The organism is Tateyamaria omphalii (assembly GCF_001969365.1).
In the GTDB taxonomy this organism is placed as follows: Bacteria; Pseudomonadota; Alphaproteobacteria; order Rhodobacterales; family Rhodobacteraceae; genus Tateyamaria; species Tateyamaria omphalii_A.
In genome coordinates this window covers 1,490,849-1,517,053 of record NZ_CP019312.1, presented here as the reverse complement: position 1 = coordinate 1,517,053, position 26,205 = coordinate 1,490,849, and the positions used below count along the sequence as shown (strand labels likewise).

20 protein-coding genes and 1 tRNA gene are annotated in these 26,205 nt (G+C 61.8%); 10 read left to right on the top strand and 11 right to left on the bottom strand.

Features of this window, described 5'->3' with window-relative positions; genetic code table 11:
• From pgi to BWR18_RS07585, 3 genes are all read left to right on the top strand, one after another.
• Complete coding sequence (gene pgi / locus BWR18_RS07595) at positions 1-1,575, top strand: glucose-6-phosphate isomerase (protein WP_076627417.1); 1,575 nt, start codon at positions 1-3, stop codon at positions 1,573-1,575.
• Between the two features lie 248 nt (positions 1,576-1,823).
• Positions 1,824-3,308 (top strand): peroxidase family protein, encoded by a 1,485-nt coding sequence (locus tag BWR18_RS07590; protein ID WP_076627416.1) that lies wholly within the window; start codon positions 1,824-1,826, stop codon positions 3,306-3,308.
• A gap of 186 nt (positions 3,309-3,494) precedes the next feature.
• Entirely contained in the window at positions 3,495-5,114 is a 1,620-nt protein-coding gene (locus BWR18_RS07585; protein ID WP_076627415.1) for a long-chain fatty acid--CoA ligase, read from the top strand.
• 3 nt (positions 5,115-5,117) lie between these two features.
• On the opposite strand, the gene BWR18_RS07580 is transcribed toward BWR18_RS07585, so the two are convergent.
• From BWR18_RS07580 to speB, 5 genes are all read right to left on the bottom strand, one after another.
• The gene (locus tag BWR18_RS07580) at positions 5,118-6,761 is read right to left on the bottom strand and encodes a sulfatase-like hydrolase/transferase (RefSeq protein ID WP_076627414.1); all 1,644 of its coding nucleotides are present in this window, start codon (positions 6,759-6,761) and stop codon (positions 5,118-5,120) included.
• 57 nt (positions 6,762-6,818) lie between these two features.
• Positions 6,819-6,892 (bottom strand) — tRNA-Gly (locus tag BWR18_RS07575).
• 36 nt (positions 6,893-6,928) lie between these two features.
• Positions 6,929-7,765: a class I SAM-dependent methyltransferase gene (locus tag BWR18_RS07570; protein ID WP_076627413.1), complete on the bottom strand. Its 837-nt coding sequence runs from the start codon at positions 7,763-7,765 to the stop codon at positions 6,929-6,931.
• Positions 7,762-9,798: an ASKHA domain-containing protein gene (locus BWR18_RS07565; protein ID WP_076627412.1), complete on the bottom strand. Its 2,037-nt coding sequence runs from the start codon at positions 9,796-9,798 to the stop codon at positions 7,762-7,764. Before BWR18_RS07565 ends, BWR18_RS07570 begins: the two co-directional genes overlap by 4 nt.
• Positions 9,799-9,961: 163 nt before the next feature.
• Positions 9,962-10,918, bottom strand: a complete 957-nt coding sequence (gene speB / locus BWR18_RS07560) for an agmatinase (protein ID WP_076627411.1) — start codon at positions 10,916-10,918, stop codon at positions 9,962-9,964.
• A 114-nt stretch (positions 10,919-11,032) separates the two neighbouring features.
• Here speB and guaB point away from each other — a divergent pair, with 114 nt between their 5' ends.
• The 3 genes from guaB to BWR18_RS07545 all read left to right on the top strand — a co-directional run bounded on the left by guaB (position 11,033) and on the right by BWR18_RS07545 (position 16,141).
• Entirely contained in the window at positions 11,033-12,481 is a 1,449-nt protein-coding gene (gene guaB, locus BWR18_RS07555; protein WP_076627410.1) for an IMP dehydrogenase, read from the top strand.
• A gap of 44 nt (positions 12,482-12,525) precedes the next feature.
• Positions 12,526-13,686 (top strand): RsmB/NOP family class I SAM-dependent RNA methyltransferase, encoded by a 1,161-nt coding sequence (locus BWR18_RS07550; RefSeq protein WP_076627409.1) that lies wholly within the window; start codon positions 12,526-12,528, stop codon positions 13,684-13,686.
• 250 nt (positions 13,687-13,936) lie between these two features.
• Complete coding sequence (locus BWR18_RS07545) at positions 13,937-16,141, top strand: hybrid sensor histidine kinase/response regulator (protein ID WP_083957834.1); 2,205 nt, start codon at positions 13,937-13,939, stop codon at positions 16,139-16,141.
• A 3-nt stretch (positions 16,142-16,144) separates the two neighbouring features.
• On the opposite strand, the gene BWR18_RS07540 is transcribed toward BWR18_RS07545, so the two are convergent.
• Positions 16,145-16,744 carry a gamma-glutamyl kinase gene (locus tag BWR18_RS07540; protein ID WP_076627408.1) on the bottom strand — a complete coding sequence of 200 codons (600 nt, stop codon included), beginning with the start codon at positions 16,742-16,744 and terminating at the stop codon, positions 16,145-16,147.
• Positions 16,745-16,941: 197 nt separating this feature from the next.
• On the opposite strand from BWR18_RS07540, the gene recA reads away from it, so the two are divergent.
• The 3 genes from recA to BWR18_RS07525 all read left to right on the top strand — a co-directional run bounded on the left by recA (position 16,942) and on the right by BWR18_RS07525 (position 21,134).
• On the top strand, positions 16,942-18,021 hold the full coding sequence (recA, locus tag BWR18_RS07535) for a recombinase RecA (protein WP_076627407.1): 1,080 nt from the start codon (positions 16,942-16,944) through the stop codon (positions 18,019-18,021).
• Positions 18,022-18,190: 169 nt separating this feature from the next.
• Entirely contained in the window at positions 18,191-20,845 is a 2,655-nt protein-coding gene (gene alaS, locus BWR18_RS07530) for an alanine--tRNA ligase (protein ID WP_076627406.1), read from the top strand.
• Between the two features lies 1 nt (position 20,846).
• Positions 20,847-21,134, top strand: coding sequence for a DUF1330 domain-containing protein (locus BWR18_RS07525; protein ID WP_076627405.1), 288 nt, complete (start codon positions 20,847-20,849; stop codon positions 21,132-21,134).
• 54 nt (positions 21,135-21,188) lie between these two features.
• On the opposite strand, the gene typA is transcribed toward BWR18_RS07525, so the two are convergent.
• The 3 genes from typA to BWR18_RS07510 all read right to left on the bottom strand — a co-directional run bounded on the left by typA (position 21,189) and on the right by BWR18_RS07510 (position 23,882).
• Positions 21,189-23,006, bottom strand: a complete 1,818-nt coding sequence (gene typA, locus BWR18_RS07520) for a translational GTPase TypA (RefSeq protein WP_076630183.1) — start codon at positions 23,004-23,006, stop codon at positions 21,189-21,191.
• A 72-nt stretch (positions 23,007-23,078) separates the two neighbouring features.
• Entirely contained in the window at positions 23,079-23,414 is a 336-nt protein-coding gene (locus tag BWR18_RS07515; RefSeq protein WP_076627404.1) for a DMT family transporter, read from the bottom strand.
• Between the two features lie 12 nt (positions 23,415-23,426).
• On the bottom strand, positions 23,427-23,882 hold the full coding sequence (locus BWR18_RS07510; protein ID WP_076627403.1) for an Lrp/AsnC family transcriptional regulator: 456 nt from the start codon (positions 23,880-23,882) through the stop codon (positions 23,427-23,429).
• A gap of 115 nt (positions 23,883-23,997) precedes the next feature.
• Between BWR18_RS07510 and BWR18_RS22065 the strand changes: the two genes are divergently transcribed.
• Positions 23,998-24,276, top strand: a complete 279-nt coding sequence (locus BWR18_RS22065; RefSeq protein ID WP_368073644.1) for a DUF6356 family protein — start codon at positions 23,998-24,000, stop codon at positions 24,274-24,276.
• Here BWR18_RS22065 and BWR18_RS07505 read toward each other — a convergent pair.
• Together BWR18_RS07505 and BWR18_RS07500 are read right to left on the bottom strand one after the other, a co-directional pair.
• On the bottom strand, positions 24,202-24,816 hold the full coding sequence (locus BWR18_RS07505) for a YitT family protein (RefSeq protein ID WP_076627402.1): 615 nt from the start codon (positions 24,814-24,816) through the stop codon (positions 24,202-24,204). The two genes, BWR18_RS22065 and BWR18_RS07505, sit on opposite strands and share 75 nt — an antisense overlap.
• 103 nt (positions 24,817-24,919) lie before the next feature.
• The gene (locus BWR18_RS07500; RefSeq protein WP_076627401.1) at positions 24,920-26,134 is read right to left on the bottom strand and encodes an NADP-dependent isocitrate dehydrogenase; all 1,215 of its coding nucleotides are present in this window, start codon (positions 26,132-26,134) and stop codon (positions 24,920-24,922) included.
• Positions 26,135-26,205 lie beyond the last annotated feature (71 nt).

Sequence of the window (26,205 nt, the reverse complement as noted above, 5' to 3'; positions counted from 1 at the left end):
ATGTGGACTGAATTGAAGACGAAGGCCGCGTCCGTGGACGGGCGCGCCATTCTGGACCTGTTTGACGAGGCGCGTGCGGATGAATTCGCCGTGCAGACGCAGTACATGCGATTTGATTACTCCAAGACCAATATCGACACCGACACGCGCGCCTTGCTTCTCGCGCTGGCAGGCAGCGCCAATGTGGCAGCGCGGCGCGACGCGATGTTTGCGGGTGAAAAGATCAACGAGACCGAGGGGCGTGCGGTGCTGCATACCGCACTGCGCAACCTGGATGGTGGTCCAGTGCATGTGGATGGCGAGGATGTCATGCCGGGCGTGTTGGATACGTTGGCGCGGATGGAGGACTATGCCGGAGAGGTGCGTTGCAGTGACATTACCGATGTCGTGAATATCGGGATTGGCGGGTCGGACCTTGGCCCTGCCATGGCGGTGCAGGCGCTGTCGCCCTACCACGACGGGCCGCGTGTTCATTTCGTGTCCAATGTCGATGGGGCGCATATTGCTGACACGTTGCGGGGGCTGGATGCGAAAACGACGCTGGTGATTGTGGCGTCCAAGACCTTTACCACCATCGAGACGATGACCAATGCGCGCACGGCGCGGGCGTGGATGCAGGACCACGGCGGTGATCCCGGCGCGCAGTTTGCGGCGCTGTCGACGAACCTGGAGAAGACGTCGGAGTTTGGTATTCCCGAAGCCCGTGTTTTTGGCTTCGAGGATTGGGTCGGCGGCCGCTATTCGATGTGGGGGCCGATCGGCCTGTCGGTCATGCTGGCCATCGGGCCGGATGGGTTCCGTGCGTTCCTGCGCGGCGGTCAGGAGATGGACCGGCATTTCTGTGCGGCCGAAGGCGCTGAGAACATGCCGCTGATGCTGGCCCTGGTCGGCATCTGGCATCGGCAGGTGCTGGGCCATGCGACGCGGGCCGTGTTACCCTATGACCAGCGGTTGGGGCAGCTGCCAGACTATTTCCAGCAGCTTGAGATGGAATCTAACGGTAAGTCGGTGACTATGGATGGCGGTGCCGTGCCGGAGGAGAGCGGCCCTGTGGTCTGGGGTGCGCCCGGTACAAACGGGCAGCACGCGTTTTACCAGTTGATCCATCAGGGGACGTCCGTGATCCCCTGCGAATTCATGGTCGCCTGTGAGGGCCACGAGCCGGAGCTGCGCCATCATCACGACCTGTTGGTGGCCAATTGCCTGGCACAGTCCGAGGCGTTGATGCGCGGGCGGTCCCTGGACGAGGCGCGGGCGAAAATAGCGGACAAATTCGAGGGTACAGAGTTGGAGCGGCAGGCGGCACACCGCGTCTTTGCCGGGAACCGGCCGTCCACGACGCTTATCTATCCCAAGTTGGATCCGTTCACGCTGGGCCAGATCGTGGCGCTGTACGAGCATCGGGTTTTTGTCGAGGGCGTAATCCTCGGCATCAATTCTTACGACCAATGGGGCGTGGAGTTGGGCAAAGAACTAGCAACCGCATTGCAGCCGATTGTCGAGGGAGAGGCCCCCGCGGACGACAAGGACGGCTCGACCCAGGCGTTGGTGCGATATTTGCATACGCACCGCTAAGGCCCACTGTCGAAAGGCGCGCCTGCGGCGCACGCGATTCACTTTTTTGAATGAGGGGCTGTCTGCCCCTCAAACGCCCCGAAAGTATTTTCAGCCAGAAGAAGGGGGGCGTTGCGCGGATTTTTCCTTTGCGCGCCTTTTCGGGTGGGGAATCTCTGACCTGACTTGCGGTTGAAAGCGCAATACCGTTGCGCAGGGCGTCAGATATTTTGCCCTGTTTCTTTTAACATGCACCGGAGGCCAATATTATGGCTGGCACACAGCACGGGCTGACACGGCTCGATCAACTTTTCAAAACATGTATTCAAGGCAATGGGCCTGCGCGGCCCTTTGCGCAGACGCTGGGGCGGGTTCTGCCTGCGAACCCGGTTCACATCAAAAACATCTCTCATGCAGATGTGATTGCGACGCTGCACGCGCTGGCGAATGCGATGGGCGCTACAGAGAATGAGGACGGGCCCGCGGATGCGGGTATGACCTTTCTGGGGCAGTTCGTCGATCACGACATCACGCTCGACGCGACCTCGGCCCTAGGGACGCGGATTGATCCTTCGACCATTCCCAATGTGCGCACGCCCAGCCTGGATCTGGATTGCGTGTATGGCGCGGGGCCGGAGGCATCGCCGCATCTGTATGGCGCTGGCGAGGCGGAGCAGTTTCTTGTCCATGGCCGCGAGGACAACCCCCGCGACCTGGCGCGGACCTGCGCGGGCAAGGCGCTGATCGGTGATCCACGCAATGACGAGAATATTCTCGTGGCCCAAGTCCAGTCGATTTTCATCGAGCTGCACAACATTCTGATGAGCAAGCGGGTCGAAGGGGGCGAAGATGCCAAGGACATCAGTGCCTGCGCCCATGAGGGGCTGCCCAAACATGTCTGGCACGATCATGTCAGCCCGAAGCTCGCGAATTTCGAGGAGGTGCGCCGGTTCATCCGTCTGCATTACCAGTGGATTGTGTGGTGTGAATTGCTGCCCGCGTTCGTTCAGCAGGAATGCCTCGATTGGGCGTTGCAGAACGATCCCTTTGGTTGGGATGCGCCGGTGATGCCTGTGGAGTTCACCGGGGCTGCGTACCGCTTTGGTCATGCTACCACGCAGTTTGAATATGCGCTGACGGATGGGGCCGCCCCCAAGGGTCTGTTTGCATTGCCCGGCTTTGGTCCGCGGCCCGTGGACGGCAACATCGACTATGCGATGTTTTTTGGGCTGAACGGTGCGGTGACGTCGCAAAAGGCGCGGCCCGTGGGGCCGAAGCTGGGTACGCCGCTGTTGAACCTGCCCTTTGTGCATGCGCCCATCGCGCTTGGTGACATCGAGGAGGAGCTGACGCTGGAGCAGTCGCGCAACCTCGCGCTGCGCAACATGGTGCGTGATCGCTATACTTACCAGCTGGCGAGCGGGCAGCAATTGGCGGCCCATCTGGGCACCCATGTCCTTGATGTGCCGGACATTCTGAGAGCCAAGGGCATTACCAAGACGCCACTTTGGTTCTACTGCCTGCAAGAGGCGGGCGAGAAAGGCCATGGCAAGCTGACCGGTGCGGGTGGCCGTCTGGTGGCGTCCGTCTTTGCCAATCTGCTCAAGCGTGATCCCACCACCTTCCTGCATGTGCCGCACTTCAAGCCGTGGCACGGTTTCAAAGGGCAGCCGAGCGTGATGGCGGGTCTGATCGCCTATGTGGAAGCGCATCGTGGGCATATTGCCCATGCCGAGGACCTGCAGTGCGGGTGAACTGACTGTTGTGACGGAGGGAGGGCCGGCCACTGTGCCGGCCCTTTTCTTTGCGTCAGCCATTCGACGTCGTGCTTGCAAGGCGCGCCGCCGCTTGGCAGGGTCGGGTCAAGGGAGGAACGCGCGCGGTCTGGGAGGGCTCGTGTGGGCAAGGCGTTGCTCTGACAGGAAAAACGGGAGGCGCCCATGCTTGGCCAAATGATGAACTATCCTCTGACCATTTCGTCCCTTGTAGACCATGCGGCACGGTATCATGCAGAGACGGTCATTTCGTCTGTCAACACGGGTGGTGGTGTTGAGGAAACGAATTGGGGGACGGTAGGCGCCAACAGCCGCCGTTTGGGTGATGCACTGCTGAAGCTGGGGCTGGAGCCGCAGGCGCGTTGCGCGACCATTGCGTGGAACAACCGGCGGCATCTGGAGATTTATTTTGGCGTGTCCGGCGCGGGGCTGGTGTGCCACACCATCAACCCGCGGCTGTTTCCGGAACAGCTGATCTACATCATCAACCATGCCGAGGATCGTGTGCTGTTTATCGACCGTACCTTTGTCCCGTTGGTGAAGGCGATCCGGGACAAGATCCCCGGTGTGCAGCATATCGTTTTGATGGAAGGGCGCGATGAAGACGCGGCTGCCGAGATCGAGGGATTGGAATTCTACGACGCGTTGGTTGAGACCGGCGCGCCTGACTTTGAATGGCCGGAGTTCGATGAGAATACGGCGTCATCGCTGTGCTATACGTCGGGGACGACCGGGAACCCGAAGGGGGTGCTTTATTCGCATCGGTCGACTGTGCTGCATGCGTTTGCGTTCAACACGCCGGATTGCATAGGGGTTTCAGCCCGCGATGTCGTCCTGCCCGTTGTGCCGATGTTTCATGTGAATGCCTGGGGGACGCCCTATGCCTGTGCGCAGGTGGGCGCGCGGATGGTGTTGCCGGGGCCGGGACTGGATGGGCCGTCGCTGGTCAAGCTGATTGACGGGTGCAAGGTGTCGATTGCCCTTGGTGTGCCGACGATCTGGTTGGGGCTTTTGGGCGAGGCGGCGGCGTCAGGCTCGCAATTAGCGTCGTTGAAGCGGACCGTTGTGGGTGGGTCGGCCTGTCCGCCGTCGATGATAGCGGCCTTCCGCGAGAAATATGACGTGGAGTTGATCCACGCCTGGGGCATGACCGAGATGTCGCCACTGGGATCCAGCAACCAACCGCTGGCCAAGCACGCCGATCTGCCGATCGAGGCGCAGCATAAGCTGCGCGAGAACCAAGGGCGTCCGCCTTGGGGCGTTGAGTTGGAGATCATGGACGAGGACGGCAACCCGCTGCCCCATGATGGCGAGGCGCAGGGCGCGCTGATGGTGCGGGGGCACTGGATTTTGGACAGCTATTTCCTGAAGTCACGGGACGAGACGCTGACGAATGGGTGGTTTGATACGGGCGATGTGGCGACGCTGGATCCTGACGGGTATCTGTCGATCAAGGATCGGTCGAAGGACATCATCAAGTCCGGGGGCGAGTGGATTTCGTCCGTGGATCTGGAGAATATCGCCATTGCCCATCCCGCACTTGCCGACGCTGCCGTGATTGGTGCGCGGCACGAGAAGTGGGACGAGCGGCCGGTGCTGGTGGCTGTGCCCGCCGAGGGGCAGAGCCCGTCGGAGGCAGAGGTGCTGGAGGTTTTCGAGGGCAAGATCGCCAAGTGGCAGGTGCCGGACAAGGTTGTCTTTACAGATGTACTGCCACGCAACGCGACGGGCAAGGTGCTGAAGCGGACCCTGCGGGACGCGTTTGGCGAGGTCCTGATCGGTTAGCGGTCAGTCCGTCAGGTGGTTCTGGCGGGCAAATCCGCGGTATTTTTCTGTCAGCTTTTCATCGACTTCCGATCCGTCCTTGAGGTGAATCAGGACGCCTTTGGCTGTCGAGGCGCCGCGCATGGCCTTGATCTGGTCCTCCGACCGCGTCGTGCGTTGCGACATGCGCAGGCCCCAGTCGCGGAGGTGGGCGAGCAGTTTGGCTTCGATGTCGCGGTGCGCTTCGGTCTTGGCCAGGTCGCGCAGCTCTTCGGGGTCGGTTGCGAGGTCGAAGAGCATGTTGCGCAAGGTGGGCGCGGCGCAATGCATGAGCTTGTAGCGTCCGTCGAAGACCATGAAGAGGCGGCAGTCGCGTGGTTCGAGCTCCAGTTTGACGGCCACCGGGGTGGCCGAGAAATCATATTCGGAGATGGCGTAGTCGCGCCATAATGGAGTTTGGCCGTGGAGCCAGGGCTGGAGGCTACGCCCTTCGATGATGTGGTCGGGGACGGTGCCGCCGGCCGCTTCGATGAAGGTCGCTGCGAGGTCGATGGATTCCACCAGCGCGTCGCAGGTGGTGCCGCGCGTGCTGTTTGCCGCATTGCGCGGGTCGTAGATGATCAGCGGCACTTTGACCGATGGGTCGTGGAACAGGTTTTTCTCGCCCAGCCAGTGGTCGCCCAGATAATCGCCATGGTCCGATGTCAGCACGATCATGGTGTCTTGCATGCGCCCGGTGCCCTCGAGGTGATCGAGCAGGCGGCCAAGCTGGTCGTCGCATTGCTTGATGAGGCCCATGTAGGCGGGGATGACTTTGGCCCGCACCTGTTCGTCTTGGAAGGCGCGGCCGACAGGGCCGTTCATGAAGGCGTCGTAGACCGGGTGCGCCTGTTCCCTTTCCGCGTCGGCGCGGGTCGCGGGCGGCACGTGTTCAGGGCCGTACATGGCATGATAGGGGGCAGGCACGATGTACGGCCAGTGGGGTTTGATATAGCTCAGATGCGCGCACCATGGGCCTTGCGCCTGATCAATGAAGCGGATCGCTTCGGAGGTGAGCCAGGGCGTTTCGCTGTCTTTTTCGCGGATATTGGCAGGCAGGTCGGTGTTGTCAAAGAACCAGCCCGAGGCGATCCGACCACCCCTGACCCCTGCATTGGCATAGTCGGCCCACGGGTTGGTGCCGTCGTACCCTTGAGACTTGAGGTATTCGTTGTAAGGACTTCGTCTTTCGTCATAAAATCCGTCCGGGCCCTCGGCCCAGAGCCCATCATCGCGAACCCATGGGTCGAACCCGCATTCGGATGTGCGGACGCCGATCAGGCTGCCCGCGTCGAGGCCGAGCCGTTCCATCCCTTCACCGTCGACGGTCATGTGGGTCTTGCCGATCAGGTGACAGGACATGCCGATCTTGCGCAGGTGGTCGCCCAAGGTCTGCTCGCCGACGCGGAGTGGAAAGCCGTTCCAGTGCGCGCCATGGGATGACGCATACCGGCCCGTATAGAAACACATGCGTGAGCCGCCGCAGATCGGCGATTGTACATAGGCGTTCGTGAACCGCACGGCCAGGGCCGCGATTCGGTCGAAGTTCGGCGTGTGCAGGTGCGGGTGCCCAGCGCAGCCGAGGTAATCGAACCGCAGCTGGTCATACATGATGAACAGGATATTCATAGCTCCCCTCCCGCCGTCCATGCTTGGCCGGTGGGCGCGTTAGACGCAAGTAGGGAGTGGAGCGGGTAACGGGAATCGAACCCGTAACTAAAGCTTGGGAAGCTGCCGTGATACCTTTTCACCATACCCGCGCTCGGGGGTTGGGATAGGCGCGGCGGTGGCTGGCGTCAAGCGGGTTTGCGGGCCGAGAAGATGTGGACGCAGGCCGGGATGCGCAGGCCGAGGTCCGTATCGAATTGTGCGATGGCGTCGGCCACGGCGTCTTTGACCCGTGCTGTCGTGGCGGCGTCGGCCTCGTGGTAGGTAACAGCCCGTTGTGCTGGCCCGATCTTGAGCAGCAGGGCGGCGGTATCGGCGGCATCGCCCGGTGGTGTGAGGTCGAGGTGGACAGTGTCTACTTCGGATTCGGTCAGCTTGGCGTCATGCATCATGCCCAGCACATGATCCGCATCCTCGAATGCGAAGGGGCCAGGCAGGGTGCGGTCCACCTTGGGCATGTCGCCCAGCACGCTAATGGCGGCCTTGGCCGGTACCATGAAATAGGGGTTTTGTGGCGCCGGTCCCCATGCGGCAAAGGTCATCTTGCCGCCCGGCTCGAGGGCTGCGTTCAGGTTGGCGAACGCCGCCACGGTGTTGTCGAAAAACATCACGCCAAAGCGTGAGATCATCGCGTCATAAGCTGTGGCAAAATCGTGGGTTTGCGCATCCGCCTTGAGAAAGGATGTGGTGTTGCCCGTGTTCCGACTGGCGGCCAGATCGAGCATCGTTGGCGAGATGTCGAGGCCCGTGACATGGCCCGACGACCCCACCGCCTGCGCCGCCCTGGCTACGCTAACACCGGTGCCGCAGCCTATGTCGAGCACCCGGTCGCCCGGTTTAAGCGCTGCGCGATCCATGAGAAGGTCCAGCACAGGTGCCAGTACCGCATCCATGTTTTCCTGTTCCGCCACCCAGTGCGGGCCTGCGTCTGAGGTCCAGAAGTCTTCCTGTTCGGTATTGCTCACGCGCGTCTCCTGCGTCTGCGGCCGCCTTCGGCCTCGCCGCCGGTGTTAAAGCTGACATCGGGCAGGTCGACGATTCCGTTCAGGATCGGGAACGTGTCGGCGGAGTTGGGGATGGCGGAGGCGTTCACGAAATGCTCCTGGAACCTCGGTTCGATGGCGGTCTCGACCTTGTGGATGCGGCGGACGGTTTCCTCGATCTCGCCCCGTGCATCACGGTTCAGGAGCGCGATGCGGGCGCCCGTGCCTGCCGCGTTGCCGGCCGAGGTGACTTTGTCCAGCGGGGCGTCGGGGATCATGCCCAGCACCATGGCGTGTTTTGACGAGATATGCGCGCCGAAGGCCCCGGCCAGCACGACCCGGTCCACGGTATCAGCGCCGAACTTGTCCATCAGCAGGCGCGCCCCGGAATAAAGCGCCGCTTTGGCCATCTGGATCGCGCGGATGTCGGGGTTGGTGATGGTGATGCGTGGGCCCCCGGCGGCGGTGCCGTCGTGCAGAAGGTACGCATGCGTACGCCCGTCGGGCACGCAGCGACCCGTCCCGGTTTGCGCTGCGTTGCCGATCAGGCCCGAGGCGTCTAGCACACCGGCCAGCCGCATCTCGGCAATCGCCTCGATGATGCCAGAACCGCAGATGCCGGTGATGCCAGTGCCCGCGGCAGCGGCCTCGAACCCATCCTCGTCCGACCACATATCGACGCCGATTATGCGAAAGCGCGGTTCCTTGGTGGTGGGGTCAATCTCAACGCGTTCGATGGCGCCTGGGGCGGCGCGTTGACCGGCGGTGATCTGCGCCCCTTCGAAGGCGGGGCCGGTCGGCGACGAGCAGGCGAGCACCATATCGCGGTTGCCCAGCAGGATTTCAGCGTTTGTGCCGACATCAACCACCAGCACCAGGTCGTCGGATTTGTCTGGCGCCTCGCTGAGTGCTACGGCGGCAGCGTCCGCGCCCACATGCCCCGCGATGCAGGGCAGCAGGTAGATGCGCGCCGAGGGGTGGATGTTCAGGTCCAGATCGTCGGCCCGCATACGCAGCGCGTTCGATGTGGCGAGCGCAAAGGGTGCCTGGCCCAGCTCGAACGGGTCGATGCCCAGAAGCAAGTGGTGCATGACCGGGTTGCAGACGAACACGGCATCCACGATCAGCCCCTTGTCGATCTCCGCCTCGGTCGCGATCTGGGTGAAAAGCGCGTTCATCCCCTCGCGCACTGCTTGCGTCATCTCGCCCGCGCCGCCCGGGTTCATCATGCCGTAGCTGACGCGGCTCATCAGGTCCTCGCCGAAGCGGATCTGGGGGTTCATAATGCCGGAGGAGGCCACCACATCGCCGCTGGTCAGGTCGCACAGATGTGCCGCGATGGTCGTGGAGCCCAGATCGACGGCGAGGCCGTAGACCGCCCCTTCGTAGTATCCCGGCCAGATGTGCATGATGCGCGGCGCGTTTTCATCATCGCCCAAGTGAATGGCGACGGTGACTTTCCATGCGCCCTTGCGCAGAACGGGCTGCAGGTCCTGCAGGATGTGCAGATCGGCGTGGATGTTGGTGATACCCCAATCTGCTTCGATGGCGGCCACCAAACGCTCCAAATCGCCGGACGGATCGTGCATGTCGGGCTCCGCCACCTCAACATAGTAGAGTTTGGTGGAGGGGTTCATAACGATGTCCCGCGCCTCGGCTCGTTTGCGCACGACCTGCTTATGGACCTGGCTTTCGGGGGGCACGTCGATGACCACATCACCCTGTACGGTGGCCTGACAGCCAAGGCGGCGCCCGTCGATGAGGCCGCGCTTGGACTTGTAGCGTTCCTCGACACTGTTCCATTCGGACAGTGCACCGTCCGACACCATCACCCCGTGCTTGGCAAACTCGCCATAGCTGGGTGTGATCTGGCACTTGGAACAGATCCCGCGCCCGCCACAGACGGAATCAAGATCCACCCCCAGCTGCCGCGCGGCCGTCAGAATGGGCGTGCCCACGGGAAAATGCCCGCGCTTGCCGGAGGGGGTGAAAACCACAAGTGGGTCAGTGCTCATGCGTGCCTCGGATTTGCCTGTCGTTACAATAGTGACCGCGCAGGCAAGGGAAAGGTGTCAAACGACATCGCCGGGTATCAAGGCGGCACATTGTTCCTTCTTCTGGCCGAAAACACTTCGGGGGTGAGGCGCATCGCGCCTAGGGGGCTGGCCCCCTTCCGCACTATCCACGCGAGCGGGCGTGAAAAACAAAGCCCAGCAGGTTCATCAGCACCTGAGCCGCCAGGATGGCCGTGGACCCGGTGGGATCGTAATCCGGCGCGACCTCCACCAGATCTACGCCCACCACCTCGTGCCGCCGGGCCGCCGCCTGCAACATCTCGAGCACGTGGTAGTACAGAAACCCACCATGGCTGGGCGTGCCGGTGCCCGGCGCGATAGAGGGGCAGAAGGCGTCGATGTCGATGGTGATGTAGAGCCGCGCGCCTGTCGGGATACGGTCGATCACCCCTTGCGGCCCCAGAGCGCGGGCCTGCCGGACCGACAGAATGTCGGATCCCATGGCACGGGCGTCGGCGTAGCCTTCCTTGGCCGTGGAGCTGACATTGCGGATGCCCACTTGTGTGAGCCCCGTGACACACGGCTGTTCGACAGCGCGACGCATCGGGTTGCCGTGCCCGTGCCGAACCCCGTGCCGTTCATCGACAAAATCCAGATGCGCATCGATTTGCAGGATGTGGATGTCGCCCTGACCATCGAAAGCGCGGATGCAGGGGATGTTGACCGAGTGATCGCCGCCTATGGTGACGGGCAGGGCGCCTGCGGCCAGTGCCGCGCGGACCCCCGCCTCGATATTGGCGTGCGATCCTTCGGTGTCCGTATGGATGATGTCGGCATCGCCCATGTCCACGATGCGCACCGTTTCGGGCAGATAGGTTGCGTCATCCTCGTGATCATATGCCCCGGCATGGCCGAAGCTGAAGAGCGTGGATGCTTCGCGCACCGCCCTTGGGCCGAACCGCGCTCCGGAGCGCCATTGAGTGCCGGCGTCGAATGGCGCGCCAAGGATCGCAACGTCTGCATCCAGGCTTGACCAATCTTCGACATAAGGCCGCTTGCCAAAGGTCGAGATGCCCACGAAAGGCAGGTTCAGGCGGCCAGTGTCGTAGTTGTTCGTCATGGCCGCACTCTGCGCAGCCGCATCCCTACGCGCAAGCCGCCCATTTGCCCCTTTCCATTTTTGTGGACCCATGAAATAGGGAAGCGCCAAACGAACCCTCCCAAGGAGAGACCCATGGAGATTCGCGAGGCGCTCACCTTCGATGATGTTCTTTTGGTTCCGGCCGCGTCCAGCGTGCTGCCGACTACGGCTGACACCCGCACACGGGTGACGCGCAGCATTGCGTTGAACATCCCGCTTTTGAGTTCCGCCATGGACACCGTGACCGAGGGGCGCATGGCCATCGCCATGGCCCAAGCGGGTGGCATGGGGGTCGTGCACCGCAATCTGGATATCGAGGCGCAGTCGCAGGAAGTCCGCCGGGTCAAGCGGTTCGAGAGCGGGATCGTCTACAACCCCATTACGCTCAGCGCCAATCAGACCCTTGCAGATGCGCGCGAGCTGTCCGAGGTCTATGGCTTTTCCGGGTTTCCGGTTGTCGATGAAAGCCGCCGGGTCGTGGGCATCGTCACCAATCGCGATATGCGCTTTGCGGAGAATGACAAAACGCCCGTGTCCGTGATGATGACAACCAAGGATCTGGCCATTCTGCATGAGCCTGCGGACCGGGATGAGGCGATCAGCCTGATGAAGGCGCGACGCATTGAAAAGCTTCTGGTGACCGATGCCAGTGGCAAGCTGACCGGCCTCTTGACCCTCAAAGACACTGAAAAGGCCGTGCTCAACCCGACCGCCTGCAAGGATGATCTGGGCCGCTTGCGCGTTGCCGCCGCCTCGACCGTGGGTGATGCGGGGTTCGAGCGGGCCGAGGCGTTGGTGGACGCCGGCGTCGACATGATCGTGATCGACACGGCCCATGGACATTCCGAGGGCGTGGCTGAGGCCGTGCGCCGGGCTAAGGGGCTTTCGAACGAGGTGCAGATCGTGGCCGGCAACGTCGCCACCGGCGAGGCGACACGCGCATTGATTGATGCGGGTGCCGATGCCGTCAAGGTGGGCATCGGACCGGGGTCGATCTGCACCACCCGCATGGTCGCCGGTGTCGGCGTGCCGCAACTGACCGCCATCATGGATTGCGCGGCGGCGGCGGGCGACGTGCCGGTGATTGCCGACGGTGGCATCAAGTTCTCGGGTGATTTTGCCAAGGCGATTGCCGCTGGTGCGTCCTGTGCCATGGTCGGCTCCATGATCGCGGGCACGGATGAATCCCCTGGCGAAGTGATTCTGTACCAGGGCCGCAGCTTCAAATCCTACCGCGGCATGGGCTCGCTTGGCGCCATGGCCCGTGGCTCTGCCGACCGGTATTTCCAAAAGGATGCCGCGAGCGACAAGCTGGTGCCCGAGGGGATTGAGGGGCAGGTGCCTTACAAGGGATCGGCAGGTGCCGTCATTCACCAGCTTGTGGGCGGTCTGCGCGCGGCCATGGGGTACACCGGCTGCGCCACTGTCGATGAGATGCGCGGTAACTGTACTTTCGTAAAAATCACAGGCGCCGGGCTGAAGGAAAGCCATGTGCATGACGTGCAGATCACACGCGAGTCGCCCAATTACCGCGTTATGTGAGAAAACAACATGTTGCGGTCCTGTGTTGACGTGGACATGAACCCATGACACCGGGCGCACGCGTGGCGGCTGCCATTGATATTCTGGATGCGATTGCCGCTGGACAGGCGGCCGAACAAGCGCTGAGCCGTTGGGCGAGGGCCAGCCGCTTTGCCGGGTCCAAGGACCGTGCCGCGGTGCGTGACCATGTGTTTGACGTCCTGCGTCACTGGCGCAGCGACGCGGCCCGCGGCGGGGCAGAGACGGGACGTGCCCGGATGATCGGGCGTCTGCGGGCGCAAGGCATCGACCCTGACACCCTCTTTGACGGCCAGGGCCACGCGCCTGCACGTTTGTCGGTTGCCGAACGGGCCCCGCACGATATGCCGGGCGACCGGGGCACGGCGTGGGATTTGCCCGATTGGCTGGTGCCTGTGTTCGAGGACAGTCTGGGTCCGCACGCAAAGTCACAAGCGCTCGCTTTGACGGGCCGCGCGCCTGTGACTTTGCGTGTGAACCTGAGCCTGTGCGATATGTCCAAGGCGGGTGCCATGCTGGCGCAAGAGGGGATCGAAACCGTCCCAAACCCGCGCGCTGATACGGCGTTGACTGTGACCGAAGGCGCGCGGCGGCTGCGCAACAGCGCCGCCTATCGCGAGGGCCGGGTCGAGATCCAGGACGCGTCGAGCCAGGCCGCCGTTGCCGCATTGGGCCGGCCGGGCCGGGCGCTTGATCTGTGCGCCGGGGGTGGGGGCAAGGCTCTTGCCCTTGCCGCCTATGGGTGGGCAGTCACGGCAAGCGATATTGATCCCAAACGGATGAAGGACCTGCCGGAACGCGCAGCGCGCGGGCGGCACAAGATCGACATTTGCGCGGCGGAACAGGTGGACGCGCGCGCGCCCTTTGATCTTGTTTTTGTCGATGCGCCCTGTTCCGGGGCGGGCACCTGGCGGCGTGCACCGGAGGCGAAATGGGCGCTCACGCCCGCGCGGCTGGCAGAATTCTCCGCCATGCAGCGTGAAGTTCTGACCAAAGCCGCACCATTGGTCGCGCCGGGCGGCGCCCTGGTCTATGCGACGTGCTCTGTTCTGCAGTCGGAAAATAGTAAGCAGGTAGAATGGTTTGCAAGTCAAACCTCAACCTTTGAGGTCGAGCGTGAAACGTGCTGGCCCGTCGATGAATGGGGCGACGGATTTTACAGCGCGCACTTGACGCGCGCCGATTGAGCGGGCTTTACTCAACCTCAGGTTTATTGCTGCCGGATGTTTCGCCTTATCGTGATGACATCGTATGCAGGTGACGGGTGCCGGTTAAGCGGCAATTAACCGTTTTCCTCGCAAAAAGGCACATCGAATCGCAAAGGTGAGGTGCCTGGTGTCCGACAGCGTGCAAACGCCCTTTAGCTTGAACCGTCCTGATCGGGGCGGATCGAACCGCGCCGTCAGCCTGCTCGGCGCGTCTGCGCTGTTGGGCGTGATGGGCGCGCTGGCGCCTGAGCGTTTGATCCAGCTGGGACTGCTCGCGGCGGCACTCACTTTTTTTGGTCTGGGGCTGACTTTCATGCTGACGGCCCGGCGGTCCCGGGCCAAGCAGGACACGGCTCTCTCCAATATCGGGGCGTTCATTGAAAAGGACGCGTCGCCAAGCTTTGTCTGTACGGCAGATGGCGAAGTGCTGCGCGCCAATGCGGCGGCGCGGCAGGCCTATGCCACGCGGCGCGGCGAGACGCTGGCTGGGACGTTACGCAACACATTTGCAAATCCGGGCGGCATTCTGTTCCGGCTGAAAGGTCAGGCCGCCGTCGAGGGCGCGGCGCGCGAGGATATCGTGACGCGGCGCGGGCACATGCGCCTGGCGGTCCACCATATGGACGATGACACCTTGCTCTGGCGGCTTGAAGCGGCACCGGACACGGGGCAGGGGCGCGGCGCAGATGGGCCGGGTCTGCCGATGCTCATGGTCGGTCGCACCGGTGCGATCCTTTACATGAACGAAAGCGCGCGCAAACTGATCGGGTCGCGGGTCAAGACCCTGGAATCTGTATTTGATCGCACGCCGGTGGCCGCAGGAGCGGTCAGCCCGGTCACCACGAATGACGGCCCCGTCGACGTGCTTGTAACGCAGATCGATGCAGGGGCCGGGCGGCACGCCTACTATCTGCTGCCCCCGCCCGAAAACGGCGGTGATACTACCGGAAGTTGGGCCTCGTTCGAGGATTTGCCCGTGCCTCTGGTGCGGTTTTCGCCCGAGGGCGATGTGCGCAGTTTCAATCGTAGCGCTGCCGACCTGATCGGCCCGGCGCTTGCCGCGGGTGAGCATATCTCCGACCTCATGGCGGGGCTGGGGCGGCCCATTACGGATTGGCTTGAGGAAACGGTGTCGGACCGGGCGGTTCAGCAATCGGAATTCTTGCGCCTAAGCCGATCGGACAAGGAAATGTTCGTGCAGGTCGCGCTGAACCGGATGCAGGATGATGGCGAAGTGTCTGTCATTGCCGTTCTTGCGGACGCGACGGAACTTAAGACGCTTGAGGCGCAATTCGTCCAGAGCCAGAAAATGCAGGCCATCGGCCAGCTTGCGGGCGGCGTGGCGCACGATTTCAACAACCTGCTTACAGCGATTTCCGGGCATTGCGACCTGCTGCTCTTGCGCCACGATCAGGGCGACCCGGATTACAGCGACCTGGTGCAAATCAACCAGAACGCCAACCGCGCCGCGGCGCTTGTCGGGCAATTGCTGGCCTTTTCCCGCAAACAGACCCTGCGCCCCGAAGAGTTGGATCTGCGTGACACGATGTCCGACCTAACCCATCTGTTGAACCGTCTGGTGGGTGAAAAGGTGACGCTGACGCTGTCGCATGATCCGATCCTGAAACCGATCCGGGCGGACAAGCGCCAGTTGGAACAGGTGCTGATGAACCTGGTCGTGAACGCCCGCGATGCCATGCCCGAGGGCGGAGAAATCCAGATCCAGACCGAGAGCATGACCCTGACCGAACCGCTTGAGCGGGACCGGGTCAACGTGCCGGCCGGGGAATACATTTGCTTGCGCGTGGTCGATCAGGGCGTCGGCATTTCACCGGACAAGCTGCAAAAGGTGTTCGAGCCGTTCTATACCACCAAGAAAACGGGCGAGGGCACAGGTTTGGGTCTGTCCACCGCCTACGGGATCGTCAAGCAGACCGGCGGGTTTATCTTTGTTGATAGTACAGTGGGGCAGGGCACCTGCTTCTCCATCATCTTCCCCGTGATCGAAGCGCCGGCGGCAAAGGCACCTGCGCCCAAGGCTCCTGCAAAGCTGGCCGAACCCAAGCACGGCGACGGCGTGATTCTTCTGGTTGAAGATGAGGCGCCGGTGCGCGCCTTTGCCAGCCGGGCGCTGCGTCTGCGCGGCTATACGGTCCTCGAGGCGGATTCGGCCGAAGCTGCGCTCAAGACGCTTGAGGATGCATCGCTGAATGTGGATTTGTTTGTCACGGATGTGGTGATGCCCGGAAAGGACGGCCCGTCCTGGGTACGCGAAGCCTTGCAAGAGCGGCCGGATGTGCGCGTGGTGTTCGTGTCCGGCTATGCCGAAGATCGACTGAGTGACCAGCAGCGCGCAATCCCGAATTCCGTGTTCCTGCCCAAGCCGTTTTCACTGAACGATCTGGCCGAAACGGTGCACCAGCAGCTGCACTGAGCGTCAGTCGGTCGGGATTTCGTCATAAAGCGCGAACTCTTCAGCGAATTTGCGGCGGAACCTGCGTTCGACAGCTTCTGACAATTCAACCCGCCGTGCGGGCGACACGTTTTCGCGCCCCAACTTAAATCTCACGCCGACCCGGTCCGTGAGAAAGGACTGCAAACGCGCTTGATCTTCGTAGCGGAAAAGATGGGTGACGCCGGTCCCGTTTGCTTGTCGTTCGAGAAACTTGAGTTGGCTGCCGACATTGGCAAAACCGGGGCGCTGCCCTTTCATATACGCCAGCACGAAGTCATCGAAGCTGATGTCGTGTGTGGCGTTTGGCTTGCCTTGCATGAAGGGCCGCTGGCGGTAGCGCCACCAGCTGCCCAGCCAACTGATCGGCTCGCGCATCACGGCCATCACCTCAAGCTCTACATCGCAAACCTTTTCGAACATGGGCCGGATGAAGCGGTTGTAGCGATAAACCGGCGCGTGTTTCAGGTCGGGCGGTTCGGAAATGACCAGATCCGCATGCGGTCGCAGCGCAGTTTCGTATGCGGATGTGCCCGTCTTAGGCACTGACAAGAAGGCGAGCCGTGCCTTGTAGAACACCAACATTTCCTGCCCCGATCCGTTTTTCTCGTATTCGCATTGGGCTGTAAACTACTCCTTAACCCCTCGGCGCAAAAGGTGGCTGTGTAGAAATTTATTGAAATGTTCCCGATTTGATCTCATAAGGAACGCAAGGGGAACATCGATGCAGAAGCGGCAATGATTGCCGCCCCCCGGCGGGTATGACACAAAGGACCAAAGCAATGGCAACGGCAGACCTTTTGACAATGACAGACAAGAAATCGGCAGACAAACAAAAGGCGCTGGACAGTGCCCTGGCCCAGATCGAACGGCAGTTCGGCAAGGGTTCGATCATGAAACTGGGCGACGAGGGCGCCATCCAGGATATCAAGGCCAGCTCGACCGGTAGCCTGGGTCTCGACATCGCGCTGGGGATCGGCGGGCTGCCCATGGGGCGGATTGTCGAGATCTATGGCCCTGAATCGTCGGGTAAAACCACGCTGACGCTGCATTGTGTAGCGGAACAGCAGAAGTCGGGCGGCGTGTGCGCCTTCGTCGATGCCGAGCACGCGCTCGACCCACAATATGCCCGCAAGCTGGGTGTGAACCTGGACGAGCTACTGATCTCGCAGCCCGACACGGGCGAGCAGGCGCTTGAGATCACCGACACGCTGGTGCGCTCTGGCGCCGTGAACATGGTTGTTGTCGACTCAGTTGCGGCGCTGACGCCAAAATCCGAGCTTGAGGGTGATATGGGCGACAGCAGCGTCGGCGTGCAGGCCCGACTGATGAGCCAGGCCATGCGCAAGCTGACCGGGTCGATCAGCAGGTCGAACTGCATGGTGATCTTCATCAACCAGATCCGGATGAAGATCGGCGTCATGTTCGGCTCGCCCGAGACTACAACGGGTGGCAACGCACTGAAATTTTATTCCTCCGTTCGTCTTGATATTCGCCGCATCGGCGCGCTGAAGGATCGCGACGAAGTGGTTGGCAATGCCACCCGCGTGAAGGTAGTGAAGAACAAAGTTGCGCCACCCTTCAAGCAGGTGGAATTCGACATCATGTATGGCGAAGGCATCTCGAAAATGGGCGAGCTGCTGGATCTGGGCGTCAAAGCGGGCGTCGTGGAAAAATCCGGCTCGTGGTTCAGCTATGGCGACGAACGCATCGGGCAGGGGCGCGAGAATGCCAAAACCTTCCTGAAGGAAAACAGCCGCATCGCGCTGGACATCGAGGACAAGATCCGTGCCGCGCACGGGCTGGATTTCGAAATGCCCAAACATGAACAGTCCGAGGATGACGACATCCTCGAGGCGTGACCGGTCGGGCACGGGGGGCTCGGCCCAGAACGCCCCCGGCGCACAAGACGTGGTGTGGACAATACGCGGGAACGGGGTGTCGCGACGGCGGCGCCCCGTTTCGTTTGTAGACACCGCCCCGGCGCGGCGCTATGTCAGTGCGACCAATCAGACGCCTGGGACCACGGCCATGCCATCGCTCAACGACATCCGCTCGACCTTTCTGAATTACTTTGAAAAACAAGGGCATGCGGTTGTGCCCTCCAGCCCGCTGGTGCCGCGCAATGACCCCACGCTGATGTTCGTGAACTCTGGCATGGTCCAGTTCAAGAACCTGTTCACAGGTCTTGAGAAACGCGACTACACGCGCGCCACAACCAGCCAGAAATGTGTCCGGGCAGGCGGCAAGCACAACGACCTCGACAATGTCGGCTATACTGCGCGGCACCACACGTTTTTCGAGATGCTGGGCAACTTCAGCTTCGGCGATTACTTCAAGCACGAGGCGATCCCATTCGCCTGGAACCTGATCACGGGCGAGTTCGGCATTCCAAAGGATCGGCTTTACGTCACCGTCTACCACACCGATGACGAGGCCTTCGAGATCTGGAAGAAAGTCGGCGTACCCGAAGACCGGATCATCCGCATCGCCACCTCGGACAACTTCTGGCAGATGGGGCCGACCGGCCCTTGCGGTCCGTGTACCGAGATTTTCTATGACCATGGCGATCATATCTGGGGCGGCCCGCCGGGAAGCCCCGAGGAAGACGGTGACCGGTTTATCGAGATCTGGAACATCGTTTTCATGCAAAACGAGCAGTTCGAAGACGGGTCGATGGTCGATCTGGACATGCAGTCCATCGACACGGGTATGGGGCTTGAGCGGATCGGCGCGCTTTTGCAGGGCAGCCACGACAACTACGATACCGACCTGTTCAAATCGCTGATTGAGGCGTCGGCGGATGCGACGGGTGTGGACCCCTACGGCGAACAGAATGTGCACCACCGGGTGATCGCGGATCACCTACGCTCGACCTCATTCCTCATCGCCGACGGGGTAATGCCGTCGAATGACGGGCGCGGCTATGTGCTGCGCCGCATCATGCGCCGGGCGATGCGCCATGCGCATCTGTTGGGCGCGAAGGACCCCGTGATGTACCGTCTGGTGCCCGCGCTCGTGCAGCAGATGGGCGCGGCCTTCCCGGAATTGAGCCGGGCGCAAGCGCTGATCACCGAGACGCTCGAGGCCGAGGAAACCCGGTTTAAGCAGACGCTCGACCGTGGTCTGAAGCTGCTGGACGATGAGGTGGCGGGCCTCTCCCAAGGCGCTGACTTGCCTGGCGATGCCGCCTTCAAACTCTACGACACCTATGGCTTCCCGCTGGATCTGACGCAGGATGCGCTGCGCGAAAAGGGTCTTGGCGTTGACACAGACGGCTTTGACACGGCCATGGCGGAACAGAAGGCAAAGGCGCGCGCAGCTTGGTCCGGGTCGGGCGAGGCGGCGGACGCGACGGTCTGGTTCGACGTGGCCGAAGCCAATGGCGCAACCGAATTCCTAGGTTACGACACCGAAACCGCAGAGGGCCAGATCGTTGCACTGGTCGTGGATGGGGCGCAGGCTGATACCGCAGGCGAAGGCACCCAAGTGCAGATCGCCCTCAACCAGACACCGTTCTACGCCGAAAGCGGTGGGCAGGTTGGGGATGCGGGTCTCATCCGCACCGAAAGCGGTGAGGCCCGCGTGACGGACACACGCAAGACAGCGGATGTGTTCGTTCATATTGCCGACGTCATAAAAGGAAGCGTTTCCAATGGTGAAGCTGCCGTTCTTGAAGTCGATCACGCGCGCCGCTCGATGATCCGGGCCAATCACTCGGCCACGCACTTGCTGCACGAGGCGCTGCGGGGCGCGCTTGGCGATCATGTTGCGCAGCGCGGCTCTCTGAACGCGCCTGACCGCCTGCGGTTCGATTTCAGCCACGGCAAAGCGCTTAGCCTTACAGATTTGAACAGGGTAGAGGCCGAGGTGAACGCCTATATCCGTCAAAACGCGCCGGTCGAAACGCGGATCATGACGCCGGATGACGCCCGCGCGCTTGGGGCGCAGGCGCTCTTTGGCGAGAAATATGGGGATGAGGTGCGTGTTGTGTCGATGGGCATGCAGGCAGGTTCCGGCAAGGGCACAGGCGGCGACACCTATTCGCTGGAACTGTGCGGCGGCACCCATGTGCGCCAGACGGGCGACATCGGCGCCTTTGTTACGTTGGGCGACAGTGCGTCGAGCGCCGGTGTGCGCCGGATCGAGGCGCTGACCGGGCAGGCGGCGATGGATTACCTACGCGGGCAGGACCATCTGCTAGCCGAAACCGCAACCGAACTCAAAGCGCAGGCGCAGGACGTGCCTGCAAGGGTCAAGGCGCTGATGGACGAACGCAAGGCGCTGGCCGCCGAGGTGGCACAGCTGCGCCGGGATCTGGCAATGGCCGGCGGTGGACAAGTCGCGCCAGAGGCTGAGGATGTGAACGGCACGCAGTTCCTGGCCCAGGTTCTGAATGGCGTGACGGGCAAGGACCTGCCCGCGCTGATTGACGAACACAAGGGGCGCATCGGCTCCGGCGCGATCCTGTTGATTGCGGATGCCGACGGCAAGGTCGCCGTGGCCGCAGGGGTCACGCAGGACAAGACGGACAGCGTGAACGCGGTTGATCTGGTCAAGGCGGCCGTCGGCCAACTCGGTGGTAAGGGTGGCGGGGGCCGTCCCGATATGGCCCAGGGCGGCGCCAAGGATGCAAGCAACGCCGACGCCGCCATCGCGGCGGCCAAAGCGGTCATGGGAGGATAAGATGCCAGCACTCTGGATTGCGCATGTCACAGTGACGGATGAAGACGCATACAAGAAGTATGCGGCAGGTGCGACCGTCGCCATCGCCGATCATGGCGGCACCTTCATCGCGCGTGGCGGTCGCTATGTGCAGCTCGAAGGAACAGACCGCCCGCGCAACGTGGTGGCCAGGTTTCCGGACGTGGAAACCGCCGAACGTTGCTATCACTCTGATGCATATCAAGCCGCTCTTGCGTACGCCCGCGGCGCATCAGAGCGCGAACTGTTGATCGTTGAGACCACGGAATAGATCTTCTTCTGACTGCAAATACCACGGGGTCTGGGGCAGCGCCCCAGTCCACCCTTATGACGCGCGCGCCATCCGCTTGCGTTCATGCGGATCGAGATACCGCTTGCGCAACCGCACTGCGTTCGGCGTCACCTCTACCAACTCATCATCGTCGATATAGGCAATCGCCTCTTCCAGCGACATCGAGATCGGCGTGGTCAAACGCACCGCTTCATCGGTGCCGGACGCGCGGACGTTGGTCAGTTTCTTGCCCTTGAGCGGGTTCACTTCCAGATCATTCTCGCGGCTGTGCTCGCCGATGATCATGCCGGTGTACACGTCCGCCTGGGCACCAATGAACATGCGCCCGCGTTCTTCCAGGTTCCAGAGGGCGAAGGCGACAGATTGCCCATTTTCCATGGAAATGAGCACACCGGCACGGCGGCCCGGGATTGGGCCCTTGTGTGGCGCCCATTCGTGGAATACGCGGTTCAGCACGCCGGTGCCGCGCGTGTCGGTCAGGAATTCGCCGTGATAGCCGATCAGCCCCCGTGACGGGACATGTGCCACGATGCGTGTCTTGCCCGCACCGGCCGGTTTCATCTCGACCAGATTGCCCTTGCGCACACCGGTCAGCTTCTCGATGACCGCGCCGGAATACTCGTCGTCTACGTCAATGGTGGCCTCTTCGATCGGCTCATGGCGCACGCCGTCAATTTCCTGGAACAGCACCTGCGGGCGCGAAATGCTCAGCTCGAACCCCTCGCGGCGCATGTTCTCGATCAGAACGCCCATCTGCAATTCGCCGCGCCCTGCCACTTCGAACGCGTCGCCACCGGGCGTGTCCGAGATCTTTATGGCGACGTTCGACTCCGCCTCTTTCATCAGCCGGTCGCGGATCACACGGGACTGCACCTTCTTGCCGTCCCGTCCCGCAAGGGGCGAATCGTTGATGCCGAAGGTCACGGTGATGGTCGGCGGGTCGATGGGCTGCGCGGGTAGCGCGTCATTGACGGACGTGGCGACGATGCTGTCGGCCACGGTCGCTTTTGACATCCCTGCAAGCGTGACGATGTCACCCGCCTCGGCCTGTTCAATCGGCTGCTGGCCCAGACCCCGGAACGCGAGGATCTTTGTGCAGCGGAAATTTTCAATCAGCGTACCGTCACGCGACAGGGCCTTGACGGTTTCACCTGCTTTCAGTGTGCCGGATTCGACCCGACCCGTCAGGATGCGCCCGATGAATGGGTCGGAGCCAAGGGTCGTTGCCAGCATACGGAACGGCTCATCCTTGGCCTCCAACTGCGCAGGCGCAGGCACGTGATCGACGATCAGGTCAAACAGGGCCGACAGGTCCTTGCGCGGCCCGTCCAGCTCCATGTCCGCCCAGCCGGACCGGCCCGATGCATACATGGCAGGGAAATCCAGCTGGTCGTCATCGGCGCCGAGGTTCGCAAACAGATCAAAGCATTCGTCCAGCGCGCGGTCCGGTTCACCATCGGGCTTATCGACTTTGTTCAATACCACGATGGGGCGCAGACCAAGGGCGAGCGCCTTTGAGGTGACAAACTTGGTCTGCGGCATGGGCCCTTCGGCGGCATCGACCAGCAGCACAACGCCATCGACCATGGACAGGATGCGCTCGACCTCGCCCCCGAAGTCGGCGTGGCCGGGCGTGTCGACGATGTTGATGCGGGTGCCTTTCCACTCCACGGATGTGGCCTTGGCCAAAATGGTAATCCCGCGCTCACGCTCCAGATCGTTGCTGTCCATCGCCCGTTCAGTCGTGGCCTGGTTGTCGCGGTACGTGCCCGATTGCTTCAGCAATTCGTCCACCAGCGTGGTCTTGCCGTGGTCGACGTGTGCGATGATAGCGATGTTGCGCAGATCCATGAAACGAGCCTCAATGATTGTTGCCCGGCCCATATAGCGCCGCAGTGCAGAAAGGAAGCCCCCAACGCGCCTCTAGTGTGTGGCCGTCTTTGAGAAGAGCTGGATCACCACGATCCCCCCGATGATCATGGCAAGGCCAAGCGCGGCAGGCAGGTCCAGCCGCTGGCCGAAGACGGCAACGCCGATGAGGGCGATCAGCACGATCCCAAGCCCCGACCACAGCGCATAGGCGATGCCGACGGGGATGTATTTCAGCGCGATGCCCAGGAAATAGAAGGCAAAACCATAGGCCACGATCACCAGAATCGTCGGTCCGGTTCGGGTGAACTGATTGCTGGCCTGCAGCGCGGTCGTGCCAATGGTTTCCGCGGCGACGGCCACGATCAGATAAATATAGTGCAGGGGCATCTGGGGTGTCCTTCAAAGAGGCAGCGCGGTGCTGTCCTTAATCTCTTCCATAACAAAGCTTGCCGATACATCCGCAATCGGCACCTGGCTGATCAATTGCTGGTAAAGCGTATCGTACCCGTCCATGTCCGGCACACGCGCGCGGATCAGATAGTCCAGATCGCCCGTCATGCGGTAGACGCTCAAAATCCCGGGGATCGTGCAGGTGGCGCGTTTGAACTGCATTTGCCAGTCGGGGTCATGGCTGTGCGTTCTGACCTGCATGAACACCATCAGGCCCAGGCCCACCGCCTTGGCGTCGACCAGAGCGACGCGCGACGTAATTGCCCCGGACTCCTCCAGCGATTTCACCCGGCGCCAACACGCATTGCGGCTCAGCCCCACATCCGCACCAAGCGTTTCAAGCGACTGTCCTGCATCGCGCTGCAGCGCATTCATTATTTTTATGTCGATCGCATCAAAAGTCATCTTACTTCTCCGAAGAACGGGATAATCTCATCTAAAAACTGCTCTACTGGGAAAGATTTGGGAACATTTACCACTGGCTGCGCTGTATCGTCATGACAAATAAGCACGAGGCCCCATGTTTACACGTATCTTTCTGACCCATCCGCGCGCCGTGGATGAGACCTATGTTCAACACGCTGTTTTTGCAAGTAGATTTGCAATTCAGCTGGCGTTGGCAGCCGGTGCGGCGGCAGTCCATGCCGTCATCCCGTCCCTGTTTGAGCAGACAGCGAGCCGTATGATCGCCAAGATGCACGCAAGGATTCAAAGCCGGAAAACGTCAGGTGGCGATGTACCTGTCCCGGCGGTGGTTGAAGGTTATGATCATATTCAAAATGACTGCGCCAAGCAGTGACCACCCCACCACACTCAGCGGAAACAGCAGCGCCGCGATGGCAAAGATGACAGCGTCCGAAATCAGCTGCACATAGCCTGCCTTGAACCCTGTCTTGTCCTGCACAAGCAGTGCGACGACTCCGAGCCCGCCAAGCGAGCCATTGTGCCGGAACATCGCAAGCAGGCCGATGCCCACCGTCGCGCCAAAGATCACGGCGCCCAACGCGGGGTGCAGCGTATCAATAGTAAATCCGAACGGCAGCAGATCGGTGACCAGTGACAGCGCCGTTACAGACACCAGCGACTTGACCGTGAATTCCAGTCCCAGCCGCCGGTAAGCCAGCAGGTAAAAGGGCAGGTTGATCACAAAGAACACCGCGCCAAAGGACCAGCCGGTCATGTAGCTGATGATGACGGCAATGCCTGCCGTCTGCCCGGTGATAAGGCCCACATGGGTCAGCACGTGCATCCCAAGGCCGCACAGGAACACGCCCAGTCCCAGACCCTGCGCGTCATCCAATGCGGTGTGCCGCACCTTGGTTTCGTCGATTGTCACCATGCGGCCAGAGCTAGGACAGCGCCGCTGTTACTTCCAGCCGCGGCAGCGCATAAACAGGCCCGCGCATGGCGGACCCGCAGCCTGTGCATGGATTTTGCGCGGATCAGCCCGCCAAAGCGGCGTTCAGGTTCTCGTCGATCTTTTCCAAGAACCCCATGGTGGTGAGCCAACCCTGATCGGGACCGACCAGCAGGGCCAGATCCTTGGTCATGTGCCCGCTCTCCACGGTCTGCACGATCACCTTCTCCAGCGTCTCGGCAAAGGTCATGAGGGCTGCGTTGTCGTCCAGCTTGGCCCGGTGCTTGAGGCCCCCGGTCCACGCATAGATCGACGCGATGGAGTTGGTCGAGGTTTGCTCGCCCGCCTGATGCTGGCGATAGTGTCGCGTGACAGTGCCGTGGGCGGCCTCTGCCTCCACGATCTTGCCATCGGGTGTCATCAGCTGGCTGGTCATCATACCCAGAGAGCCAAAGCCTTGCGCAACCACGTCAGACTGCACATCGCCATCGTAATTCTTGCAGGCCCAGACAAAGCCACCATTCCACTTGATCGCACAGGCCACCATGTCGTCGATCAGGCGGTGTTCGTACCAGATCTTCTTGGCCTCGAACTGGTCCTTGAATTCGGCATCATAGACTTCCTGGAATATTTCAAGGAACCGGCCGTCATATTGTTTCAGGATCGTGTTCTTGGTCGACAGGTAGACCGGCCAGCCCAGGTTCAGACCATAGTTGAACGACGCACGCGCGAAATCGTAGATCGACTTGTCTATGTTATACATCGACAGGAACACGCCCGGGCTGTCGGCCTTGTAGACCTCGTGCTCAATCTCGGTCCCGTCCTCGCCCACGAATTTCATCGTTAGCGTGCCGGCGCCCGGGAACTTCATGTCCGTGGCCTTGTACTGATCGCCAAAGGCATGGCGGCCCACGACGATGGGGCGTGTCCAGCCGGGCACAAGGCGGGGGACGTTGCGGCAGATGATCGGCTGGCGAAAGATCACCCCGCCGAGGATGTTGCGGATGGTGCCGTTGGGGCTGCGCCACATCTTCTTGAGGCCAAATTCTTCCACCCGCGCCTCGTCCGGGGTGATGGTCGCGCATTTGACGGCAACGCCCACCTCCTTGGTCTTTTCGGCGGCGTCGATAGTGATCTGGTCTTCGGTCCGGTCGCGTTCTTCGATCCCCAGATCGTAATAGAGCAGGTCGATGTCCAGATATGGCTCGATCAGTTTCTTCTTGATGAAGTCCCACATGATGCGGGTCATCTCGTCCCCGTCCATCTCGACGATTGGATTTTCTACCTTGATCTTGCTCATGGGGAGGGTCCTTTGCGCGCGCGAAAACTCTGAGCGTCGCTTAGCGTGTCAGGGCCGGTTTGGAAAGAGTG

What these genes read in the sequence shown, in the direction of transcription:
- pgi (WP_076627417.1), top strand. Translation starts at nt 1, where the DNA reads ATGTGGACTGAATTGAAGACGAAGGCCGCGTCCGTGGACGGGCGCGCC.
- BWR18_RS07590 (WP_076627416.1), top strand. Translation starts at nt 1,824, where the DNA reads ATGGCTGGCACACAGCACGGGCTGACACGGCTCGATCAACTTTTCAAA.
- BWR18_RS07585 (WP_076627415.1), top strand. Translation starts at nt 3,495, where the DNA reads ATGCTTGGCCAAATGATGAACTATCCTCTGACCATTTCGTCCCTTGTA.
- BWR18_RS07580 (WP_076627414.1), bottom strand. Translation starts at nt 6,761, where the DNA reads ATGAATATCCTGTTCATCATGTATGACCAGCTGCGGTTCGATTACCTC.
- BWR18_RS07565 (WP_076627412.1), bottom strand. Translation starts at nt 9,798, where the DNA reads ATGAGCACTGACCCACTTGTGGTTTTCACCCCCTCCGGCAAGCGCGGG.
- speB (WP_076627411.1), bottom strand. Translation starts at nt 10,918, where the DNA reads ATGACGAACAACTACGACACTGGCCGCCTGAACCTGCCTTTCGTGGGC.
- guaB (WP_076627410.1), top strand. Translation starts at nt 11,033, where the DNA reads ATGGAGATTCGCGAGGCGCTCACCTTCGATGATGTTCTTTTGGTTCCG.
- BWR18_RS07550 (WP_076627409.1), top strand. Translation starts at nt 12,526, where the DNA reads ATGACACCGGGCGCACGCGTGGCGGCTGCCATTGATATTCTGGATGCG.
- BWR18_RS07545 (WP_083957834.1), top strand. Translation starts at nt 13,937, where the DNA reads ATGGGCGCGCTGGCGCCTGAGCGTTTGATCCAGCTGGGACTGCTCGCG.
- BWR18_RS07540 (WP_076627408.1), bottom strand. Translation starts at nt 16,744, where the DNA reads ATGTTGGTGTTCTACAAGGCACGGCTCGCCTTCTTGTCAGTGCCTAAG.
- recA (WP_076627407.1), top strand. Translation starts at nt 16,942, where the DNA reads ATGGCAACGGCAGACCTTTTGACAATGACAGACAAGAAATCGGCAGAC.
- alaS (WP_076627406.1), top strand. Translation starts at nt 18,191, where the DNA reads ATGCCATCGCTCAACGACATCCGCTCGACCTTTCTGAATTACTTTGAA.
- BWR18_RS07525 (WP_076627405.1), top strand. Translation starts at nt 20,847, where the DNA reads ATGCCAGCACTCTGGATTGCGCATGTCACAGTGACGGATGAAGACGCA.
- typA (WP_076630183.1), bottom strand. Translation starts at nt 23,006, where the DNA reads ATGGATCTGCGCAACATCGCTATCATCGCACACGTCGACCACGGCAAG.
- BWR18_RS07515 (WP_076627404.1), bottom strand. Translation starts at nt 23,414, where the DNA reads ATGCCCCTGCACTATATTTATCTGATCGTGGCCGTCGCCGCGGAAACC.
- BWR18_RS07510 (WP_076627403.1), bottom strand. Translation starts at nt 23,882, where the DNA reads ATGACTTTTGATGCGATCGACATAAAAATAATGAATGCGCTGCAGCGC.
- BWR18_RS22065 (WP_368073644.1), top strand. Translation starts at nt 23,998, where the DNA reads ATGTTTACACGTATCTTTCTGACCCATCCGCGCGCCGTGGATGAGACC.
- BWR18_RS07505 (WP_076627402.1), bottom strand. Translation starts at nt 24,816, where the DNA reads ATGGTGACAATCGACGAAACCAAGGTGCGGCACACCGCATTGGATGAC.
- BWR18_RS07500 (WP_076627401.1), bottom strand. Translation starts at nt 26,134, where the DNA reads ATGAGCAAGATCAAGGTAGAAAATCCAATCGTCGAGATGGACGGGGAC.